The organism is Psychrobacter fozii, assembly GCF_003217155.1.
Taxonomy (GTDB): domain Bacteria; phylum Pseudomonadota; class Gammaproteobacteria; order Pseudomonadales; family Moraxellaceae; genus Psychrobacter; species Psychrobacter fozii.
In genome coordinates, this window is record NZ_QJSU01000001.1 from 65,653 (window position 1) to 85,890 (window position 20,238).

The 20,238-nt window shown below is 40.8% G+C and carries 15 protein-coding genes; 1 reads left to right on the top strand and 14 read right to left on the bottom strand.

The window, feature by feature from the left end:
• Positions 1 to 188: 188 nt before the first annotated feature.
• Together typA and DFP82_RS00275 are read right to left on the bottom strand one after the other, a co-directional pair.
• Positions 189 to 2,039, bottom strand: coding sequence for a translational GTPase TypA (gene typA / locus DFP82_RS00270; RefSeq protein ID WP_110921739.1), 1,851 nt, complete (start codon positions 2,037 to 2,039; stop codon positions 189 to 191).
• Positions 2,040 to 2,394: 355 nt separating this feature from the next.
• Positions 2,395 to 3,672: an OmpA family protein gene (locus tag DFP82_RS00275; RefSeq protein WP_110921740.1), complete on the bottom strand. Its 1,278-nt coding sequence runs from the start codon at positions 3,670 to 3,672 to the stop codon at positions 2,395 to 2,397.
• A 694-nt stretch (positions 3,673 to 4,366) separates the two neighbouring features.
• On the opposite strand from DFP82_RS00275, the gene DFP82_RS00280 reads away from it, so the two are divergent.
• On the top strand, positions 4,367 to 4,960 hold the full coding sequence (locus tag DFP82_RS00280) for a GspH/FimT family pseudopilin (RefSeq protein WP_110922194.1): 594 nt from the start codon (positions 4,367 to 4,369) through the stop codon (positions 4,958 to 4,960).
• 26 nt (positions 4,961 to 4,986) lie between these two features.
• Here DFP82_RS00280 and recO read toward each other — a convergent pair whose 3' ends face one another.
• The 12 genes from recO to DFP82_RS00340 form a co-directional block, all read right to left on the bottom strand.
• Entirely contained in the window at positions 4,987 to 5,763 is a 777-nt protein-coding gene (gene recO, locus DFP82_RS00285; RefSeq protein WP_110921741.1) for a DNA repair protein RecO, read from the bottom strand.
• Positions 5,764 to 5,819: 56 nt separating this feature from the next.
• On the bottom strand, positions 5,820 to 6,785 hold the full coding sequence (era, locus tag DFP82_RS00290) for a GTPase Era (RefSeq protein WP_110922195.1): 966 nt from the start codon (positions 6,783 to 6,785) through the stop codon (positions 5,820 to 5,822).
• Positions 6,786 to 7,154: 369 nt separating this feature from the next.
• Positions 7,155 to 7,952, bottom strand: coding sequence for a ribonuclease III (gene rnc / locus DFP82_RS00295; RefSeq protein ID WP_110921742.1), 798 nt, complete (start codon positions 7,950 to 7,952; stop codon positions 7,155 to 7,157).
• A gap of 101 nt (positions 7,953 to 8,053) precedes the next feature.
• A complete protein-coding gene (locus tag DFP82_RS00300) occupies positions 8,054 to 8,446 on the bottom strand; it encodes a DUF4845 domain-containing protein (protein WP_110921743.1) in 393 nt (130 codons plus the stop codon).
• A 130-nt stretch (positions 8,447 to 8,576) separates the two neighbouring features.
• Positions 8,577 to 9,479 carry a signal peptidase I gene (gene lepB / locus DFP82_RS00305; RefSeq protein WP_110921744.1) on the bottom strand — a complete coding sequence of 301 codons (903 nt, stop codon included), beginning with the start codon at positions 9,477 to 9,479 and terminating at the stop codon, positions 8,577 to 8,579.
• A gap of 101 nt (positions 9,480 to 9,580) precedes the next feature.
• On the bottom strand, positions 9,581 to 11,377 hold the full coding sequence (gene lepA / locus DFP82_RS00310; RefSeq protein WP_110921745.1) for a translation elongation factor 4: 1,797 nt from the start codon (positions 11,375 to 11,377) through the stop codon (positions 9,581 to 9,583).
• 347 nt (positions 11,378 to 11,724) lie between these two features.
• Entirely contained in the window at positions 11,725 to 12,969 is a 1,245-nt protein-coding gene (locus DFP82_RS00315; RefSeq protein ID WP_181416204.1) for a capsule biosynthesis protein, read from the bottom strand.
• Between the two features lie 145 nt (positions 12,970 to 13,114).
• Complete coding sequence (locus DFP82_RS00320; RefSeq protein WP_245905567.1) at positions 13,115 to 15,664, bottom strand: capsular polysaccharide biosynthesis protein; 2,550 nt, start codon at positions 15,662 to 15,664, stop codon at positions 13,115 to 13,117.
• A 69-nt stretch (positions 15,665 to 15,733) separates the two neighbouring features.
• A complete protein-coding gene (locus DFP82_RS00325) occupies positions 15,734 to 17,473 on the bottom strand; it encodes a polysaccharide biosynthesis/export family protein (RefSeq protein WP_110921747.1) in 1,740 nt (579 codons plus the stop codon).
• A 70-nt stretch (positions 17,474 to 17,543) separates the two neighbouring features.
• Complete coding sequence (locus DFP82_RS00330; RefSeq protein ID WP_110921748.1) at positions 17,544 to 18,659, bottom strand: KpsE/RkpR family capsule polysaccharide export protein; 1,116 nt, start codon at positions 18,657 to 18,659, stop codon at positions 17,544 to 17,546.
• Positions 18,628 to 19,299, bottom strand: a complete 672-nt coding sequence (locus DFP82_RS00335; RefSeq protein ID WP_110921749.1) for an ABC transporter ATP-binding protein — start codon at positions 19,297 to 19,299, stop codon at positions 18,628 to 18,630. The genes DFP82_RS00330 and DFP82_RS00335 overlap by 32 nt, the downstream gene beginning before the upstream one ends.
• A gap of 35 nt (positions 19,300 to 19,334) precedes the next feature.
• Positions 19,335 to 20,147 (bottom strand): ABC transporter permease, encoded by an 813-nt coding sequence (locus tag DFP82_RS00340; RefSeq protein WP_110921750.1) that lies wholly within the window; start codon positions 20,145 to 20,147, stop codon positions 19,335 to 19,337.
• Positions 20,148 to 20,238: the final 91 nt, after the last annotated feature.

Sequence of the window (20,238 nt, forward strand, 5' to 3'; positions counted from 1 at the left end):
GACTATTCATTCTGTCTATATTTTTGCAAAATTACAACACAAAAAAAAGCAGTATAAAGTGAAGCACTATTCGCTTACCTTATACTGCTAGTTTTTTAACTGCTTCAATGTCAGAAAATTTTTACTGACATTGAATTTCAGCGTCAAACATCAATGATATGAATTACTAAGTAACTCATTTATTGATATTAAGCACCTTTTTTACCACGGCCGTGACGCTTACGCTCACTTTCAGTCAAGTAACGCTTACGTAGACGAATCGCTTTAGGGGTTACTTCAACCAATTCATCATCTTGAATAAATTCAAGTGCTTGCTCAAGCGTAAACTTAACTGCTGGCGTCAACGTCAATGCTTCATCAGTACCACTAGCACGTACGTTGGTTAGCTGTTTAGCTGTCGTTGGGTTAACAGTCATGTCATCGTTACGAGAGTTCAGACCGACAATCATACCTTCGTAAACTTCAAGCTGTGGCTCAGCAAATAACTTACCACGTTTTTGAAGGTTAAATAGTGCAAAGCCTAGGCAAACACCTTTAGCCATAGAAACCAATACACCATTAGAGCGACCACCAACATCACCGATCTTTTGCGGACCGTAATGTGAGAAGCTAGAAGTCATGATACCGCTGCCTGAAGTCAGAGTTAAGAACTCAGAACGGAAACCAATCAGACCACGAGCAGGAATAGTCGCTTCAATACGCATACGACCTTTACCATCAAGTTCCATGTTAGTCATCTCGCCTTTGCGTAGACCAACTTGCTCCATGATAGAACCTTGATGCCCGTCTTCAATATCGAACACAACGTTTTCATACGGCTCTTGTAACTTACCATCAACTTCTTTAACGATAACTTCTGGGCCTGAAACACCCATCTCAAAACCTTCACGACGCATGTTTTCGATAAGTACAGATAAGTGAAGCTCACCGCGACCTGATACTTTAAATTTATCAGGAGACTCTGTGTCTTCTACACGTAGTGCTACGTTATGAATCAATTCACGCTCAAGACGCTCACGAATATTACGTGACGTCACAAACTTACCATCACGACCAGCGAACGGTGAGTTGTTTACTTGAAAATTCATTGATACGGTAGGTTCATCTACCGTTAGTGCTGGTAATGCTTCAACATTAGCTGGATCACAAATCGTATCTGAGATATTAAGTGCGTCAATACCAGTGATACAAACGATATCACCAGCTTGTGCATCTTCAACATCAATACGATCAAGACCATGATAGCCCATGATTTTTAGAATACGGCCATTACGCGTGTTGCCATGCTTGTCAATGACAGTTACTTGCGTGTTCAATTTAACTTTACCACGCTGGATACGACCAATACCGATAACACCAACAAAGCTGTTGTAGTCAAGGCTTGAGATTTGCATGCGGAATGGTGCATCTGCATCAACCTGTGGAGCCTGTACAACATCAACGATAGTTTTGAATAGTGGCGTCATATCATCAGCTAAATTATCAGCTTCTAAACCTGCAACACCGTTCAATGCTGATGCATAAACAACTGGGAAATCAAGCTGCTCATCAGTCGCACCTAGGTTATCAAACAAATCAAAGATTTGATCCATTACCCAATCAGGACGCGAACCAGGACGGTCAATTTTGTTGATAACAACAATAGGCTTTAGACCTTGCTCAAATGCTTTTTGCGTTACAAAACGAGTCTGAGGCATTGGACCATCAACAGCGTCAACAACTAGTAATACGCAGTCAACCATTGACATAACACGCTCAACTTCACCACCGAAATCGGCGTGACCTGGGGTGTCAACAATGTTGATACGGTATTCTGTATCTACAGTTTGATCTGTCCAGCGGATAGCTGTGTTTTTAGCCAAAATAGTAATACCACGTTCTTGCTCAATATCGCCTGAATCCATTGCACGTTCAGCAACGTTTGCACGGTCGCCAAAAGTACCAGACTGATGTAATAACTTATCAACCAAAGTTGTTTTACCGTGGTCAACGTGGGCAATAATTGCAATGTTACGCAGGTGTTTGATATCGTTCGCCATATAAAATGCTCGTTTCGTCTTAAAAAATGCAGTAGCAGTAAGCGCCGCCGGATAAACCTTTATCATCAACCAGATAGATATTGAATACTTACTTTTAGACGACTGCACCATAAGTGCTGTTAATCAAATAATTTCAATATAATCAAGAATCTACACTGATAAATTCATCATACAGATAGCTATGCTAATGTACATTCTGTCAATTTACAGAATGTTTGGGCAGCTAGTATAACATTATTGATTCATAAATTTATGTAATAACTCACTTTTCTCAATACATAAACAAAAAAAAGCCACCCAGTGGGTAGCTTTTTTTGTAACTATATATTTAATCACATAACCAATTGGCTATTACTTATTGAACAACCATATCTTTAGTTTGTTCAACAGTCATTGTTTTGTCACCAGTGATGATGGCATAAACGCGACGGTTCATAGCACGACCTTCTTCAGTGTCGTTTGGAGCGATTGGGTTATCATAACCATAACCAACAGTTGATAGACGGTTTGGAGCGATACCGAATTCGTTAGTTAGCATAGATTTAACTGCAACGGCACGAGCTTCAGACAGACGTTGGTTGTAACGTGCTGAAGGACCAGTTTTAGAAGCATGACCTTCTACGCGTGCTACAGAGTTAGGATACTCACGCATCTTCTCTGCTACTTTAGCGATTTCTGGCTGGTACTGAGTTTTGATAGCTGATTTATCGTTATCAAAGAATACACGTAGTTCCATTTTCAGTTCATCAGTAATATCTACTGGTACTGGGCAACCGCGCTCATCTACTACGACGTTCATTGGAGTGCCTGGGCATGCATCGATGCTATCAGGTACGCCATCACCATCAGAATCAAGATCAGATTCAACTACTACTACTGGAGTAGTGTCAACCATTGGCTCTTGCATTGGCGGTACTGCTACTGTAGGTGCTAGATGGCCACCAAGTACAACTTCTAGACCGGCCAAAGCCATGCCTTCCCACCAGTTGTTATCAAAGTTATGAATCGCACGAGCTTCACCACGTAGGCTTAAAGCATCGTTGATACGATACATAGCACCTAGACCTAGGTTACCGATAGTATCTTTAGAGCTTGATACTTCAGTACCAGCAGTAACTGTTTCGCCAGTTACATCAGAAACATAAGTTTCTTGGTTTTCTACTTTGATCTTAGATTGACCAGCACCAACCAATACATATGGCTTGAATGCGCTATCAGTATAACCAGTAAACTCTTCAGTACCGATTAAGAAGTTACCAGAAAGCATGGTTTGTTCAACATCAAAACGGTTAGCACCAGATTTAGCTGAATCTTCAGAAGCTTCGCCATTAGCATTTGATACACCATACTCAACTTGGAACTGAGTAGAAGGAGTAAGCTCGATACCTAGAGCAGCACCAGTATATAGGCTACTTTCTTTAGCTACGCCGCCGTTAGAGTTGCCATCACGATCCGTGTTTTCTTGCAAGTTTTTGCCGGTACGAAGGATATCACGCTGCTTGTCAGCAGTATCACTGATATCATCAGTAACATGGTAACCTAGTAATAATGGGCTAATCGTTACACCAGCGTTAGCAGCTAAAGGTGCTGCTGCTACTGCAACCAATGCTAGAGCTATTTTATTCAATTTCATGGACTTCCTCCAAAGGATAATTTTAGTGATGCATTAAGCAAAACCGTTTCTCAAGATGCTTCAAATAGACATCTTTTACGAATTTCAAGTGACAAAGCAAAACCAATTAAGGAGTAGCTTAGCGATTATCGATTCAGTTTACAACTTTTTTCGTTAAGGAGCTACACATTATTACACGATAATGTTGTAACTAAAACACAATAGCTTGCTGGAGTTACCTAGAACTAACACGCCTTACGCATTCTATCTTTTGTATGTCAGTTTCACATAGATAGTAAACTGAATAGCACCTATTGCCTGAGCATATTTTAATACGGTAAGTAATTTTTCTCTATTATTAAAACTCTTCATTCACTAATTGAAACAAATTTTGACAGTAGACATATATTCTGTATATATTAAGATAGCCAACATTATTCTGTATATGTGAAATGCTAACCTGTTTTTAAGTTTTTATGAGATCAAGACACTGAAGCTATAAGGTCTTTATAAAATACTTGAACAGCCAATGACAAAAAGCGAGATTGTTTTATTGAAACAAGTTACTCACTATAGGTAATAAGACCTTATGACACTGCTATATAGAATATTATCAAGTTATAGAAAGATATTTGCATTTTTGTCACTTTTATTGATATTGATTCAGTATAAGCACGTCCATAAGAGATTTACCTTTTTCGTAATGCAACTTTACATGTCGTTTTCTGACAAATCTACGTTTGATAAAGTCACAATAAAGACAAACATATTTAAAGATAGACAAGGTTTTACGCTTGTCGAGCTTATTTTTACTATCGTTATTTTAGGGATTCTGGTGGCGATTGCCGTGCCATTCATACAAACACAATTAGCACATATGGAAGCCAAGCGTATTAGAAGTCAGTTAGAAAGCTCGCTGACCCTAGCGAAGGCTGAGAGTTATATTAGAAGACAGAATGTGATTGTCTGTTTATCTGATAGTGGAGGTCGCTGCTATAGAGATAGCGACAAGACACTTTTGCTATTTGTAGACAAAAATGACAACAAGCACTTCGATACTCAAGTCGATTTTTTAATCGCTCAGCATGCATTGAGTCTTAAATATAGCAAGCTAAGTTTACGAGTTGGAGCTAAACGCCATTACACTAAGTTTTGGGGAGATAGTGGTCAACCTCGAGGGCACTTTGGACATATCAAATACTGTCCAACCGTTGACTATAATGACGCGATGTACTTGATATCATTTAGCCAGACAGGCCGTATTACCCAAAAATTCAATGAAGACCATCCTACCGAATGTAATAATTAGGGCTATATACGATATTTTTTTAGTGATTACTGATAACGTTGCTGCTGCTGCCATAACAAACGACTCTGCAACGGTTGGTAATCAAGCAAATGATCAATGAGGTGTCGATATAACTTCGACCAATGATTCAGAGTCGTTTTAGTAATACCCAACTCTGCCATCTTAATAAGATCGGCACCCATGAATACAGTTTTCATCGTGGTATTTTCTAAATGTTCAGACTGTGATTCATTCTGTAAGACAGCCATAAACCCCACATCAGGTAAAAAGCAATAAGAACAATCCGGTTCGATAATATCTTGGACACTATCGTGGGTCAAAATTAAACTAAAACCCAACTCATTAAATAAGTGAGACTCAAATTGGCGCAGACACAATCGTAATTCATCGGTATCTAAAGGCTGTCTAAGCTGATGTAGACTGTCTTGATAATGCTGCCACAATATAGGCATGGGGTCTTCAGTGGGTAACAATCGCCACAATATTTCATTTAAGTACAATGCAGAGTATTGCTGCTGACCAGTGATATTTCCATAAGGTACTGACTCTAAAGTAGTAGCAATATCGTCTTTTTCTGCTGTACCTGTTGAAATTATATTTTGTGACGTGATATTGATTTGACTGAAGGTCTTTAAGTCACGTTTGCCAGTAGCAAAAAGTTGTAGCGGCATAAATAATGGCGCGCCTTTTTTCCCAATACCATGTATCACACCATGCTGCTGAGAAAATAAATAGTATAAAGCGCGCTTTTCTTGATAGGGACGCTGATGTAATAAGTAACCAACTAGTGCTTCGTTACGCATTTTTTATTACCTCAGCATCTAACACATACAGAAATCTTTATAGTGCTAATGTCTAATTAATATCCCAAACTGGTTAATGCACGTTCATCATCAGACCAACCACGCTTCACTTTCACCCATAGTGTGAGCATAATTTTTTTGTCGAAAAGCTGTTCCATATCTTTACGAGCATCCATACCAACCTGCTTGATACGCTGTCCTTTGTCGCCAATGACAATCGCTTTTTGACCACTACGCTCAACATAAATAGTCGCATCGATAAAAGTACAAGCTTTACGTGGGCGACCTGTCTTTGGATCAGTATGTGCAGGCTCATCTTTAAATGCATCAATCTGTACCGTTAAATCGTATGGTACTTCGTCGCCCGAACTACGCATGATTTTTTCGCGGATAATCTCACTGGCTAAAAAACGCTCTGATCGATCGGTAATTTGTTCAGTATCATAAATAGGTGCCGCGACTGGTAGATGTGACGCAATCACTTCTTCTAAGCGGTCTAGATTCTGATTTTTTAGAGCAGATACAGGCACAATGTCAGCAAAATCAAAACTGGCATTAAAAGTCTCGATAAGTGGCAATACACTGCCTTTATCTTTTAAGGTATCTGATTTATTAATGACCAATACTACAGTTAAATCAGTCTCACCGAGCTTCTGCAAGGTCAACAAGTCATCGTCACGCCACTGGTCTGAATCAACAACGAATAGTACCAAATCAACATCTACTAATGCAGATACGGCGGCTTTGTTCATACGCTCATTGATAGCACGCACTTCATTACGATGAATACCTGGTGTATCTACAAATACGGCCTGCATCTCATGATTTGACAGAATGCCGTGAATACGATGACGAGTCGTTTGCGGTTTACGTGATGTGATAGACAGCTTTTGACCTAACAAGTGATTCATTAGTGTCGATTTACCGACATTTGGACGTCCCACAATAGCAACATAGCCAGTTTTAAAGTTATCAGCCATACCTTTATGGCTGCTAGGCGAAAAGAACTCTTCAATCGCCATATCGTTTTCTGACGCAACATCTTCTGAGTGAGCGATACCATCATTTGTTATATCAGTATTATCTTGGCTTAAGTTGATATCTTTTTTTTCAGTCATATTTTCGGCGTTATCTTCATTATTTGAGGGCAAATCAGTATGATTGCTCATAGGGTAATCCTGTAGGTTTTATAACCAGTCAAACGGTATTTAATGATGAATTGGTTTTATCAGCACTAAAAAGTGAAACCGTTGTCGGTTGGGAAATATTTGAGGTTTGAAAGTATGTGACGTTTAAAAGAAAGCAAATAAGCAATTTTTAAAACGTCACTTAATATGAGTCGTTCTTTTAGAATTACGTTAGTAGAAAATCGCTAAATGTTAGTTATTTAGTTATGTACGCTTTTTAGCTGAGCCTGGAAGTTTATGCAACTGGTTGATCATAAGCTCTGCTGCTTTTTGTTCAGCGATACGGCGGCTCTCACCAGATTCAGTAATATCAGGGCAGTTAATGATATTAACATGGCAACGTACAACAAATATTTGATACGGTGCATTACCACGTGTTTCCATTAGCTCATAATGTGGCAAGTCAAACTGCTTAGATTGAAGCCACTCTTGTAAACGACTTTTTGCATCTTTTAATGCTTTGCGATCATTGACGTTATCAATCAAATCTCCGTACCAAGAGAGCACACAATCTCGCGTAATATCCATATCTTGACTGTCTAAATATATAGCACCTATCAGAGACTCTACCGCATCGGCCAGTATAGAAGCACGATTGCGACCACCGCCCTTCCTCTCGCCCACTCCTAGTATAAGGTGATTAGAGAGCTCTAAGTTTTGCGCAATGATGACCAGTGACTCTTGGCGTACCAACGTTGCACGCATACGAGTTAATCGGCCTTCATTTTGGCTAGGATAGCGGTGATATAAAGCCTCACCGACAATCATACCTAGTAAGGCATCGCCTAAAAACTCTAAACGCTCATAGTTTTTCTTGCTATCAAACGAGCGATGCGTCAATGCAAGTTTCGGAAGGCTCAAGTCGTTGAACACATAGCCCAACTTACGCGTTAATACCGCTAGCCGCTGAATGAATTCTGAGCTAACAACAAGCGTGTCGACAGACGTGCTATTTTGTTGAGGAGTAGGAACCGCTTGGGAATGCTGCGAAGTTGGTTTCATGCGTGGCTTGTGGTTATCCCTTCTGTTTTACGAATTTAGTCATAATATCTATCGACTAAGGTTATAAGGAAAATTTAAGAGGATATTAACACCTCTTTCAATTACTCTGCTGCCGCCATATCGATATCACCTTCAAAACGATTGACGATATCAATATTGCTAAAGAAATTATTGGTTATTGCATATTGCTTGTAGATGGCCAACTGACCTGTTTTTTTATCAGTAAAAGTAAAAACCTCTTCTGCTGTAGTGTTATAGTCAGCATTAATAGATAACTGCCTATTAACGCGTTCAACAAACTGTTTAGCCGTTTCATTGTTATTATTTGACTCTAGGAGTTGTGCACTTAAGGTTTTGGTCAACTGATAATCACCAATCTGAGCTGGCACAATAGCAACTGTCAATTTAGCAGCAATGCCCAATACCATAATGATGAACACGATGCTTGTCACACTAGCGCCCCGCTGCGTGGCTAATCCGGATAATTGCTGCATTAGTGTATTCCTCTACCGATAAGTTGCTATTATAGTGAATACCTAAACATTAGATATCCGTTTATTAGATAGCAACAATATTAGCACAAAACTATTATCGAAAAATCAACCAATAGAGATTCTTACCATCTTAATTAATAGCACCATTGCGTTGGAAAGTTGGTAAGTTAAGTCCTGGTGGCTTATGCATCCAAATATAAACTGCTTTGCCCGCTAAGTTCTCATCAGGTACAAATCCCCAAAACCGACCATCCGCACTACGGTCACGGTTATCACCCATGACAAAATAATGACCTTCTGGCACATTGATACGCCATTCCGTCCCTTCTGAGCTAACCACTTCTGGTGACTGCTGCTGTAGAAATGGTGCGTATTGAGCACTGTTCATACCAGTCAAGTAGCGAACAAGATGCTTGTTCTTACCTGGCGTCTCTTCAAAGTACTGCGCCTCACCTTCCTCTTGCTGACCCATCGCAGCTGCACTTTCTTCGGTCAGCTCTTGCCCTGGAGCAATTTGTCCCGGCAGATAAAGCTGTGAAGTCAATTCAGCACTTGCCGAAAAATCTACTGGCTGAGTATCAATCGGAACATCGTTAATCGCAAGTACACCTTGATCGTAGCTGACAGTATCACCAGGCAAGCCAATCACACGCTTAATATAATAAATACTAGGATTTTCAGGGTAGCGAAATACAGCCACATCACCATGCTCAGGCGAGCCTGTATCCAATATTTTATTATAAGTTAGCGGTAGTCTTACGCCATAAGAATACTTGTTTACAGCAATAAAATCGCCCGTATAAAGCGTCGGTACCATAGAAGATGATGGAATATTGAAAGGCTCAATCAAGAATGAGCGCACAATCAAGACCACTGCCAATACAGGAAAAAAATCATAAGCCCAGCGTACTAGTAAGCCTTCTTGACCACGCCCACGAGTTTTACGTTGTTTGAGTGCCAATTTGTCTAATAGCCAAACAATACCCAAAACGACGGTTAATGGCACTAAAATTAAATTAAAATCAAAATCCATACTAGTTTGCCTATTAACGAGCTGCTGCTTTAACGGTTGCTATTTATCAATTAATTGTACTAATCACTGTCAGTTTTACACTAACAATGAATATTCAATACTTACTCTACTTGTAGTACAGCTAAGAAAGCTTCTTGTGGAATTTCCACATTACCTACTTGCTTCATGCGTTTTTTACCAGCTTTCTGTTTAGACAATAGCTTTTTCTTACGCGAAACATCTCCACCATAACATTTGGCTAGTACATCTTTACGCATAGCTTTTACTGTACTACGACCAATGATTTGGCTACCAATAGCCGCCTGAATGGCCACATCAAACATCTGACGTGGAATTAACTCTTTCATCTTAGTGACCAGTGCATTACCACGATAACGTGATTGGGTTTCGTGCACAATCATCGCTAAGGCATCGACTTTATCGCCATTGATCAGCACATCGACTCTCACCAATTTATCGGCTTGATAGCGCTCAAAGTTATAATCGAGCGAGGCAAAACCACGTGAGACCGACTTTAGGCGATCAAAGAAATCCATGACGACCTCGCCCATTGGAATGTCAAATATCAGCTGTACCTGTCGACCCATAAAGCGCATATCAACCTGAACGCCACGACGCTCAATACACAAAGTCATCACATTACCCAAGTACTCTTGCGGTACTAAGATCTGACAGCGAGCAATCGGCTCACGAAACTCTTCGATGTTGTTTGGCTCAGGCAAATGTGAGGGGTTATCTACATAGATAACATCACCATTCTTTTTCTCAATTTCATAGATAACTGAGGGCGCTGTCGTAATCAAATCCAAATCGTATTCACGCTCTAGACGCTCTTGGATAATCTCCATGTGCAACATACCCAAGAAGCCACAGCGGAAACCGAAACCAAGTGCATCAGATGTATCTGGCTCAAAAAATAGAGACGCATCATTGATCTGCAGCTTTTGTAAGGCTTCACGGAATTTTTCGAAGTCAGTAGACTCTACAGGGAACATGCCTGCATAGACTTGCGGGGTTACTTGCTTAAAACCCGGAATACGATCGACATCAGGCGTTTTGGCGTGGGTAATCGTATCACCAACAGGCGCGCCGGCAATATCTTTAATACCAGCAATAATGAAACCAACTTCACCCGCCTCTAAAATACCCGTATCTACAGGCTTTGGCGTAAACACACCAATAGAACCCACTAAATGCGCTTCTTGAGTTGATTTAATATAAAGCTTATCACCTTTGCGTATAGTTCCTTCGCGCACACGGACCAATGACACCACACCCAAATAATTATCAAACCACGAATCAATGATTAAGGCTTGTAGCGGTGCTTCACGGTCACCAGTCGGTGCTGGAATAAATGCAACCAATGCTTCTAGTAGTTTATCAACGCCTAAACCTGACTTGGCTGATACTCGAGGTGCATCAACCGCATCAATACCAATGATATCTTCAATTTCTTGAATAACGCGTTCAGGCTCAACTTGTGGCAAATCAATCTTATTCAGTACAGCCATTACTTCTAAACCCTGATCAACAGCTGTATAGCAGTTGGCTACTGATTGTGCTTCTACGCCTTGCGCGGCATCAACGACCAAAAGCGCACCTTCGCAAGCCGCCAATGAACGCGACACTTCATAAGAAAAGTCGACGTGTCCTGGTGTATCGATAAAGTTGAGCTGATAACGCTCGCCATTAGGATGATCGTAGAATAAGGTTACGGACTGCGCCTTAATAGTGATACCGCGCTCACGCTCAATATCCATGGAGTCAAGTACTTGCGCCTGCATCTCGCGATCTTGCAAGGCACCGCACATCTGAATAAAACGATCAGCAAGTGTCGACTTGCCATGATCAATGTGGGCAATGATTGAAAAGTTACGAATATTGGCTAATGCAGTCACAAAGCGCCTACTAAATTAAGGGTGATAGAATAATGAAACTAAAAGAATAAATGCTGTCAGACGCAAGCGATACAATAACTGTCTATTGCTGAAAATAGCTTATACACTAAAACTGCTATCTCAAATCAATAGTCAAACAGGCTATTACTTACGTGCAGATGTAAAAGAGTATTCTAGCAGTTTTCCACTACAAAGTAAGGCGATTTTGTGAGCAGAGAGATGATTTACAAGTGAAGTTACGAGCTGATAACCATACAGAGAGAAAGTATGATGCTTATTAGGACTTTATTGTCTTCTGTGGTGCTAATAATTCATCAAAACGACTTAAGATAAATCGAAAGTAAAGGCTACTGAGATCTATTGGATTTAGGGTAATTCTTCTCTACAGACTTACTTCCTGCTTGACCCAAATACTTATACATCCATGGTGATTTACCATAAAAAGCACCGTTTATCTGAGTCTGTTCTATCAAATATTCACGAAATCTTAGATAAAACTCATTATCGGGACTTTTAGGCCGTTGCCAAAAATCACTAAGTGGTTTTTGATCGGTCAGCTTAGGCGTATTATAAATCGCACGACCCATGATCTTGGTTGGTTTTTTATGATATACCGATTGCAGACCCGTGGTACTGTTGATAGTCAGCATACCAATACTATGTTTCATCAAGGTTGGCAAGTGCATATCACAACCGTAAAAAACACGGTTAGCTACTTCATAGCGCACGGCCAAGCTAGATACTAACTCACGATAGTCTCGATGACCACGATCTAACGGATGATGCTTCAGTACCAGCAACTGCTGCTTATCAGCATAAGTTGCAAAACTTGCAATAGACTCATCAATGAACTGTACAACATCTCGATAATCACTGTGATGGGTAATCTGTGAGTCATTATGCACTTGCAAACTAATCAAGAAGTAATTATTACTTTCGTTCTTAGTCAGTCTATTCTGCAGTTGTTTATCAGGTATGTAATCTCGCAATTTTCGCCATGGTGCTCTCAGCCAAGCAATCGCCTCTTGCCATGCTGTCATGCCACGGTAATGCGAATAGTGTGGATAGCGACCTTTATACATCCAGGCAATAATATAATAAACAATAGCAGCGATACTCAACCGATAAAAACGATTGTGTGTATATAGCGGCTGATCATTGGCCTTTTTAAGTGCTTTGATGTCTTCTATATTTAAGCGTGAATAGCCATTAATCCCATGTTCTTGCAAGGTAATATAGTCAGGACGCAAATACCCTTCTTCAAATACGAAGAATGAGGTCTCTAACTGCTCACTGATATAGGCAGCTTGCGTATGGTGTGGGCGACAATCACCAAAACAAACAATCGCATCAATGGCATTTTCTTTAATGAATGCCTGCAACCAAGAAGAGAAATGCGCTAATGTTCCCGTATATTCATAGGTATTATCATGATGATAGAAAAAAGCATCACCTGCGTTAAAGTTGATTTTGCTAACTTTGATATTTTGGGTTTGTAAAAATGTCGAAAAGCGATTAAAAAATCCGCCCATCTTCCCTTGTAACAGCAAGACGTGTCGATGAGTAAGCAAGTGAGACATCGAAGCTGCCATAGTATTGGGCTACCATTAAGTGAAAGGGTCATAAATAAAAACGAGAGTGGTCGTTAAACCGTGTGAAGGCACATAGAATAAAAAATATTATACCGAAAAACAATCTGCTTGTCGCAGCGGAATTATGCCACGAGTCCGAAGCCCATCAACGGGATACTTTACGCAAAAGCTGCTGAAATCGATGACGCTGCTGCATAAAACGTGTGGCGGCTTGACGCTTAATTTGTGTAGTCAAAGTCGATACTGCTGACTTAGAGGTCTGCATCGAGTGATGTGTATTGTTAAACATTTTAGTTTGAGATTCTTTTTTACCATTACCTTCAAGCATATATTCGTTTATAGATGGATACAGATAATCAATAACCTGTTCTACTTGCGCAAGCCCATAGCCATTTGGCAAACGATAGAGTGGATATCGAATGAGCACGCAATACAGTAATTGCTCGAGCGTCAACGCTGTGTCTCTTTTGCGTCTTTCTATATATTCAGACTTGGGTGACAACTGTGCGTCAATATCGGTCGTTAACCCCCATCCTGCATAAAATGGCAAACCATAACAGGTAACCTGTAAACCACGCAGCAATGCCTCAAAACCTGTCAACGAGCTAATAGTGTGCACTTCATCGATACATTCTAAGCAGTCAGGCATGGCCGTATCATAGGCGACCGCATGTACTTGACGTAAACCTGCTGCCGTTACTTTGCCTGCTCGCAACCCTGCCTCAACATCAGGGTGTGGCTTATAAATCAAGTAAGCATCAGGATTGTCTTGGCATACACGATCAATCAAGCCACGATTAGTCTTGATGGTCGAACCACAATACTGAACCGACAGATCATCTTCTACTTGACCGATAATGAGAATTCGGCGCTTGTTAGACAATCTTGCTTCTTGCATCCATGAGCTATGCTGGCTATCAAAACTATTAACATCAGCGCCCACATTGTATTTACTCACGCGCTGAGTACGTAGCTTTTCTTGCAGCAGTTTTACTCGTGTACTTTGGTGTGGATTCAGTGCTTCGCAGTTGCGTAATAATGTTTCTAAATCTGAGGGCTGAGTCGCATCATAATAGATACCCTGCTTATCTATTACCACCGACAATGGTGCTAGTAGCGTGGCACCTAAACCATTTGAACGAATAAATCCATCTTCCATACAGTAAATAGAAGGCATTTTAGAAGACTGCATTACTAGTTTTTTCTGGCGCTTCTGTTGTACTTGCTGTCGTTTGGCTAAGCCCCACACCAGTAAAGGCCGCTGATAGTTGACTCGAAAATGATCTGGATGCAGTAAATTCTTTAAGCGTGGCTTAGGTTTAATAAATAATGTTGTACGTGGCAGATTGATAAAATCTCTCACAAAAGGCAATTTCCAGTGGCTAAACTCATATACTGTCAAATCGCCTTCCAAACGTGATTGCCAATGACGATTGGTCACCAACCACTCAATAGCCGTATCTATGTCGCAAGCCTTTTTGGTTGCGGGATCTACGTAATGGCTATAGTCAATATAAGCGCTATAAAACAGTGTTTCTAGCGTGGTATTTATTGTCTTACTAGACGCTGTAGAAAATAGTGACAAGCCTGATGTTTTCTTAGTACTCACTGATGCTCTGGCAGACAATTCACGACGATGCTGAACTTCTTTAAGCAAACGTTTTGGTGCGCCGCTATCGTCGGTGAGCCCCCAACCGCTATACCAGTTGACACCAAAACAATGCACCTTTTTACCCAACATCAATGCCTCAAAGCCCATATGTGAGCTGACTGTATAGACATGCTCCACTTGAGAAAGCAATGCAATTGGGTTGAGCGCTTGCGTTAATAGTCGAACGTTTTTAGGTAGTCTAAAACTGGTTAGATATCCTGATTTTGATGCGGGATGAGTCTTTATCCAAATATGAGATTCTGGATGATTACGGCAAGCGGCTTTCAGCATTCGCTTAAATTGACGCTTGTTAGCACCAGCACCTCTAACAGAAGCGTCACCAGCCACTTGGTCAATCAATAAGATATTTGATTTTAAAGTTATTTTGAGTGTGTTTGTATTGTCTTGACTAACCAAGTCGTTTAATGAAGGGCAGTCAATGACTGCGTTATACTTGCTGATCTTTTCATCACAAATACGTGCCATCAATTGCTGAGCACGCGCTTCCTCTGTTCCACTCTTATCGATAGTAGCGTTTTTAGTACGCTCAATAATCAGCTGCTCGAGGCGTGAACGCTGTGTCAGGTCAAAGTAGATACCAATGTCATCAACGACCACACTCAAACCATGACGGCTACTAGTACCCGAATCTAATGAGCGTAAAAAGCCATCTTCAATACTGAGGGTTGAAAGCTGCTGCCGTGTAGCCGCCTTGCTGGCTCGTTGATAGCTTTTCTTGTGACCCCATCCAATAAATGCATCAGGTTGCTGTTTTGATGAATGCATAATTTTCTGTTTTATAATGCTCGGTAGCGGTAAAAAGGATGAACTATCATCAACCAAGCGATAGGCCAATCCTGACCACGGGTACCATCGCTGAATATCGGCTTGTAGCATGTGCGGCAACAACACATTGTTATGACGTATACCTTTTCCCACAACGGCCAATTGAGTAAATAGTAATGACGGCTGTGCTGCAATGACAGACTCAGACATCAAAGACATAGGTTTGTCGTTATCAGTATTTGCCTGTCTTACTGCCATATTCCATACCTTACTAATTGAGCGTTATTTATTAAACTTCAACAATGCATTGAGCCTTCAAATCAAGGATCAAAATATGACGTTTGCAGCGATGGCCAATTGATAGAGGATTTGTGATATACCACGGGCAATTTCTACGTTTTTAGTTTTGACTTTTGGCAATACCATAATTTCATCGCCTTGCTGAATACGGTACGCAGTGTTAACCACTTCATTTGTACCGTTTTGATGAATCACAAGAATCTCTTTAGTATCAGCATTATCACCAAAACCACCGGAGCTAGCGATATAGTCGCCAACTGTATAATCAGCATTAAATGTCAGTGCCCCTTGCGCACGCACTTGGCCATTTACCGTAATGATAGAGGTTTGCGCAGGTATCTCAATGATATCACCTTGCTGTAGAATGATGTCCTGCCATGAGTTCGGTACGACAACAATTCGACCATCCGTTTGTACTTTACGAGCTTTAGCCACAAATTCTTTTACCAAAGCAGCATCATCTTGACGCAGGGCTGCTTCTTCACGGGTCGTCGACTGCGTCGCAAGTGTTAATTCTTCTAAGCGATCAAGCGACTCATTAATCATACGTTTTTGTTGCTCAGCAACGGATTCACGATAAATGGTCAAGTTGGTTAGCTTTGCAAGTGGACTGGGTTGCAATTGCGGGATAATATCTTTCAGGCGAGCCCCGTAAGGTACAATCATCGCACCGTTACCCGTATGCGCGCCCTTAACTTGGACAGCAATGGTACCTGCATAGCGATCTGACGTGACTACCATTTGATCCCCATTATAAACAGGCACGTTTTGAGCATCAGCTAATGAGTAATATTCTGCTGTCTGCGCACGGCCTGCACTGCGGGTAATACTAACATTGGTCGCATTCGCTGCTGGACTGGCCACTTGTAATACATCACCTACGGTCAAATCGTTTACATCAAACTCAAAAGTGTATTCGTTCTGAACTTGGCCACTAACTTCAAAGGTTTTCTTTTGCGGAGAGACCGTTATCACATCACCATCTCGAAATGAGAATGACTGTAGTTTACCCGCCAATAGGAAATCATATAAATTGACTTGCTGTAACATCTGACCATTACGCTTTATTTGAATATCAATATAGCTGCCACGAGTCGGATCAACACCGCCTGCTCTATCTAAGTAAGACAATACTGAATCTGCTGCCAAACCGCCATAATAACCAGGTTGTTTGACAAAACCAGTAACAAATACTTTCACTGGCTGTGCTTGCTCTAGTGAAGCATAAACACCAACATTAGAGCGGTAAATACGACTGACAGCGCTTTTGACCACGTTTTGCAAATTACCATTTTGTACACCAGAGATGCGTACTGGACCAACATTGGGCAAGAATATATTACCTTGTGGATCAACCGTGGTAGTGGCTGCATATTGATACGCGCCCCACATTCTTACTTGAACGTTGTCACCAGGGTTTATCACATAGCTGTCATTGAAAGTAGAGCCAGAAGTGGTCGAGAATGCACCGCGAAACAGCTGCTCACCAAACATCATATCTTGAGTGTTGATATCTTGATACGGACGTGTGGTATTGATAACCGACTGACTGGGCAAACTCGCTGCATTCACTGCTTCTTGCATCGTTGCCTGAGCCGGAACACTACCAGAGAATGCTTGTGTTGAGGCGTTGCTGGTGTTGTTACTTGTACCAAAGCTAGATCCAGCTATCTGATTAGCAGCGCTATCTGCTGCCATGGCTGGCAAGCTCGTCGCGGCCATCGCCAAACTAATCATCATCACGATAGAACGTGGTTTTGTATTCATGCGTTGTATTCCTTTGCTGATCTATCGATCATTATTGATATCTGGTTTGTCAAAGTTGCCTTGAACAAATCTAGCTACGATGGTCACGGACAACTGCCATTACCAAACGCACAAAGCCATAGAATATCAATAGCAATGCTAGTGATGTCCAAATGATGTAGCCACGGCGTGGATACAATGCTTCTTCAGCTTCATATGGCGTTGAAATCACAATCAGATTTTTCATCTTTTTGAAGGCTTCTAAACGCGCTTTTTCAAGTGATGATAACGATAGTTTATATAGCTCAGTCGCAAATTCAACATCAGCTTTGATAGTTTCAAACTGTATGGCTTGACGGTTCAACTTGGTGGTATTTGGTGATGTTAATTTGGTTTGCTCTTGAGTAATTTGCTCTGTGACAGCTTTTATTTGACTTCTTAATGACACAACCTGCGGTGCATCTGGATTCAGATAACTAAGCAATTGACGCTCTTCTGTACGTAACGAGCTCAACTGTCCTTGTAAACTACCAATCAGCTGATTAACAATTTGTGCATTGGCTTGTGGATCATAAATTTCATTTTCATTTTGATAGTTTAATAACTGCTCTTTCGTTTCATTTAAACGATCTTGCGACTCATCTAATTGTGTTTCTGCAAATACCAATTGATCACGAGCAACTTCCTGTGAAATACGATTTACGAACTGCTCAGACTCACTCAGGATTGTCTTATTGAGCTCAAAAGCATACTTTGCATCAAACGCTTCTGTCGATACTGAGAGAATGTAGCTTTGTTCATCTAAATCGATATGAACCCGTTGTTTGAAATACTCAAGCAACTCTTCTTGCGTGGCATCAGGTTTTATTTCATTAATAGGATCTGAACCATCAACGTGATAAGCCTCGCGGAACTTGAACTTTTTATCAAGGCGCTTCACCATATCGTTAGATAGAATGTACTCTGTTAAATAAGTCGCGTCTTCTTTACTAGTGCTGTTCACACCTAACAAGGCTGAGATCCCTCCAGCAGAAGATACGCTCGTATCGCTGACTTGTTTAACCACCACATTAGCGGTCGAGATAAATCGGGGATGAGCAAACGTCATGACATAAAAGATCACCAACGCCCAAGGGAGAATCACCAAGCCAATAAACAGCGAGAAGCTAATGACCTTACTTTTTTGCTTTGTGGATATGCTTTTCATAAACTTCAATCGCTTCTGTTGTATCATCAAAGACGTGTGCTGTTTGATCCATTAACACAATACCAATATCGCAGTTTCGCTTAATATCACCAATATTATGCGACACTATTAAAAATCCTGCTTGTTCACGGCGCGCAGCTAGTATCTCTTCACTACGCTTTCGAAAAGCGGCATCACCAACGGCACCTGCTTCATCAAGCATGTAATAATCAAAATCAAAAGCCAAGCTTAAGCCAAACGTTAAGCGTGCTTTCATCCCTGACGAATAGCTTTTAACCGGCATATCAAAATAATTACCAATATCTGCGAACTCTTCAACAAAACGAATTTTTTCGTCGATGTAGGGCCCACTTGAATATAGACGACAAACAAATCGTACATTTTGACGACCTGTCAAACTGCCTTGGAAACCACCAGCCACTCCGACTGGCCATGAAATTGTAGAATCAGTGACAATCTCTCCGTGATCTGGCTCATCAAGACCACAGATAATACGGAGCAAAGTCGACTTACCCGCACCGTTACGCCCTAGCAAGCCAACACTCTGTTTATCACCAATAGTCAGATTTAAATCTTTAAACAGATAATGCCGACCATTCTTGGTCATAAATGACTTAGAAACATTTTTAATTTCAATCATTTACTTACCTTTTTATATAGCTTGCATGTTTGGTTCTAACGAGAGCGAATCATATCGCGTTCAGCATACTTATAAAGTAATAATCCTAAAAAATTCACCGCAAACATCCATTTTAGGAAATATCCCATGTCAATGTGATATGCAGGATAGTTAGGTGCGAGCGCATGTCTTATCAGTTCAATATTATGTATAAAGGGGTTATAAAGCAAATAACTAAAATAAGGTTCGGGAATGATATGAATCGGATAAATAATCCCTGAGGTGAAATACAGTATTGTGAAGAATATTGTAATCACTTTACTAATTTCACCACCATAGTAACCAATCACCATCATGATTAGAGCAACACCAAAGCTAAATATAAAAAGTGTTATCCAACAGAACAAAACAATGTGCAAATTTTCTAAATTGGCATATATATCAAAGAAAGCTAGGCCTGCGAGTAGTAATATAGAAGTGAAAAAATAAATGACTAACTCTAAAAATGAACGGGCAATAATGACATCAATATGCTTAATTGATCGGTACATCAATAAGCCTTTGTTCGCATCAACAGCCCCCAGTGCTCTTGTTGCTATTTTTTGAAACATACGGAAAGGAACCATACCCGCTACTAAAAACAGGGAGAAATCCATTCCTGGTACTAAGCGCTCACGAATAGCACCAAAAATAACTAAAAATATAAGCACCTGAAACAGTACTTCAAGCGGTGCCCAAAGGTAGCCCAAGCGATAGCCGCCAAAGCGCGTTTGTAGCTCACGCATGAGCAAAGCATGGAACGCAGCACCCATGACTTTGAGGCCACTACGATGCTTAATAGGACGATAAGGGGGCAGTTGTACAGACATAGCGTTACAGGACTTTACCGAAAACAGCCCCTATGATAAGTAAGCGCGACATAAGTTACAACAATTAATCTGTGTCTAAACAGATAAGCCT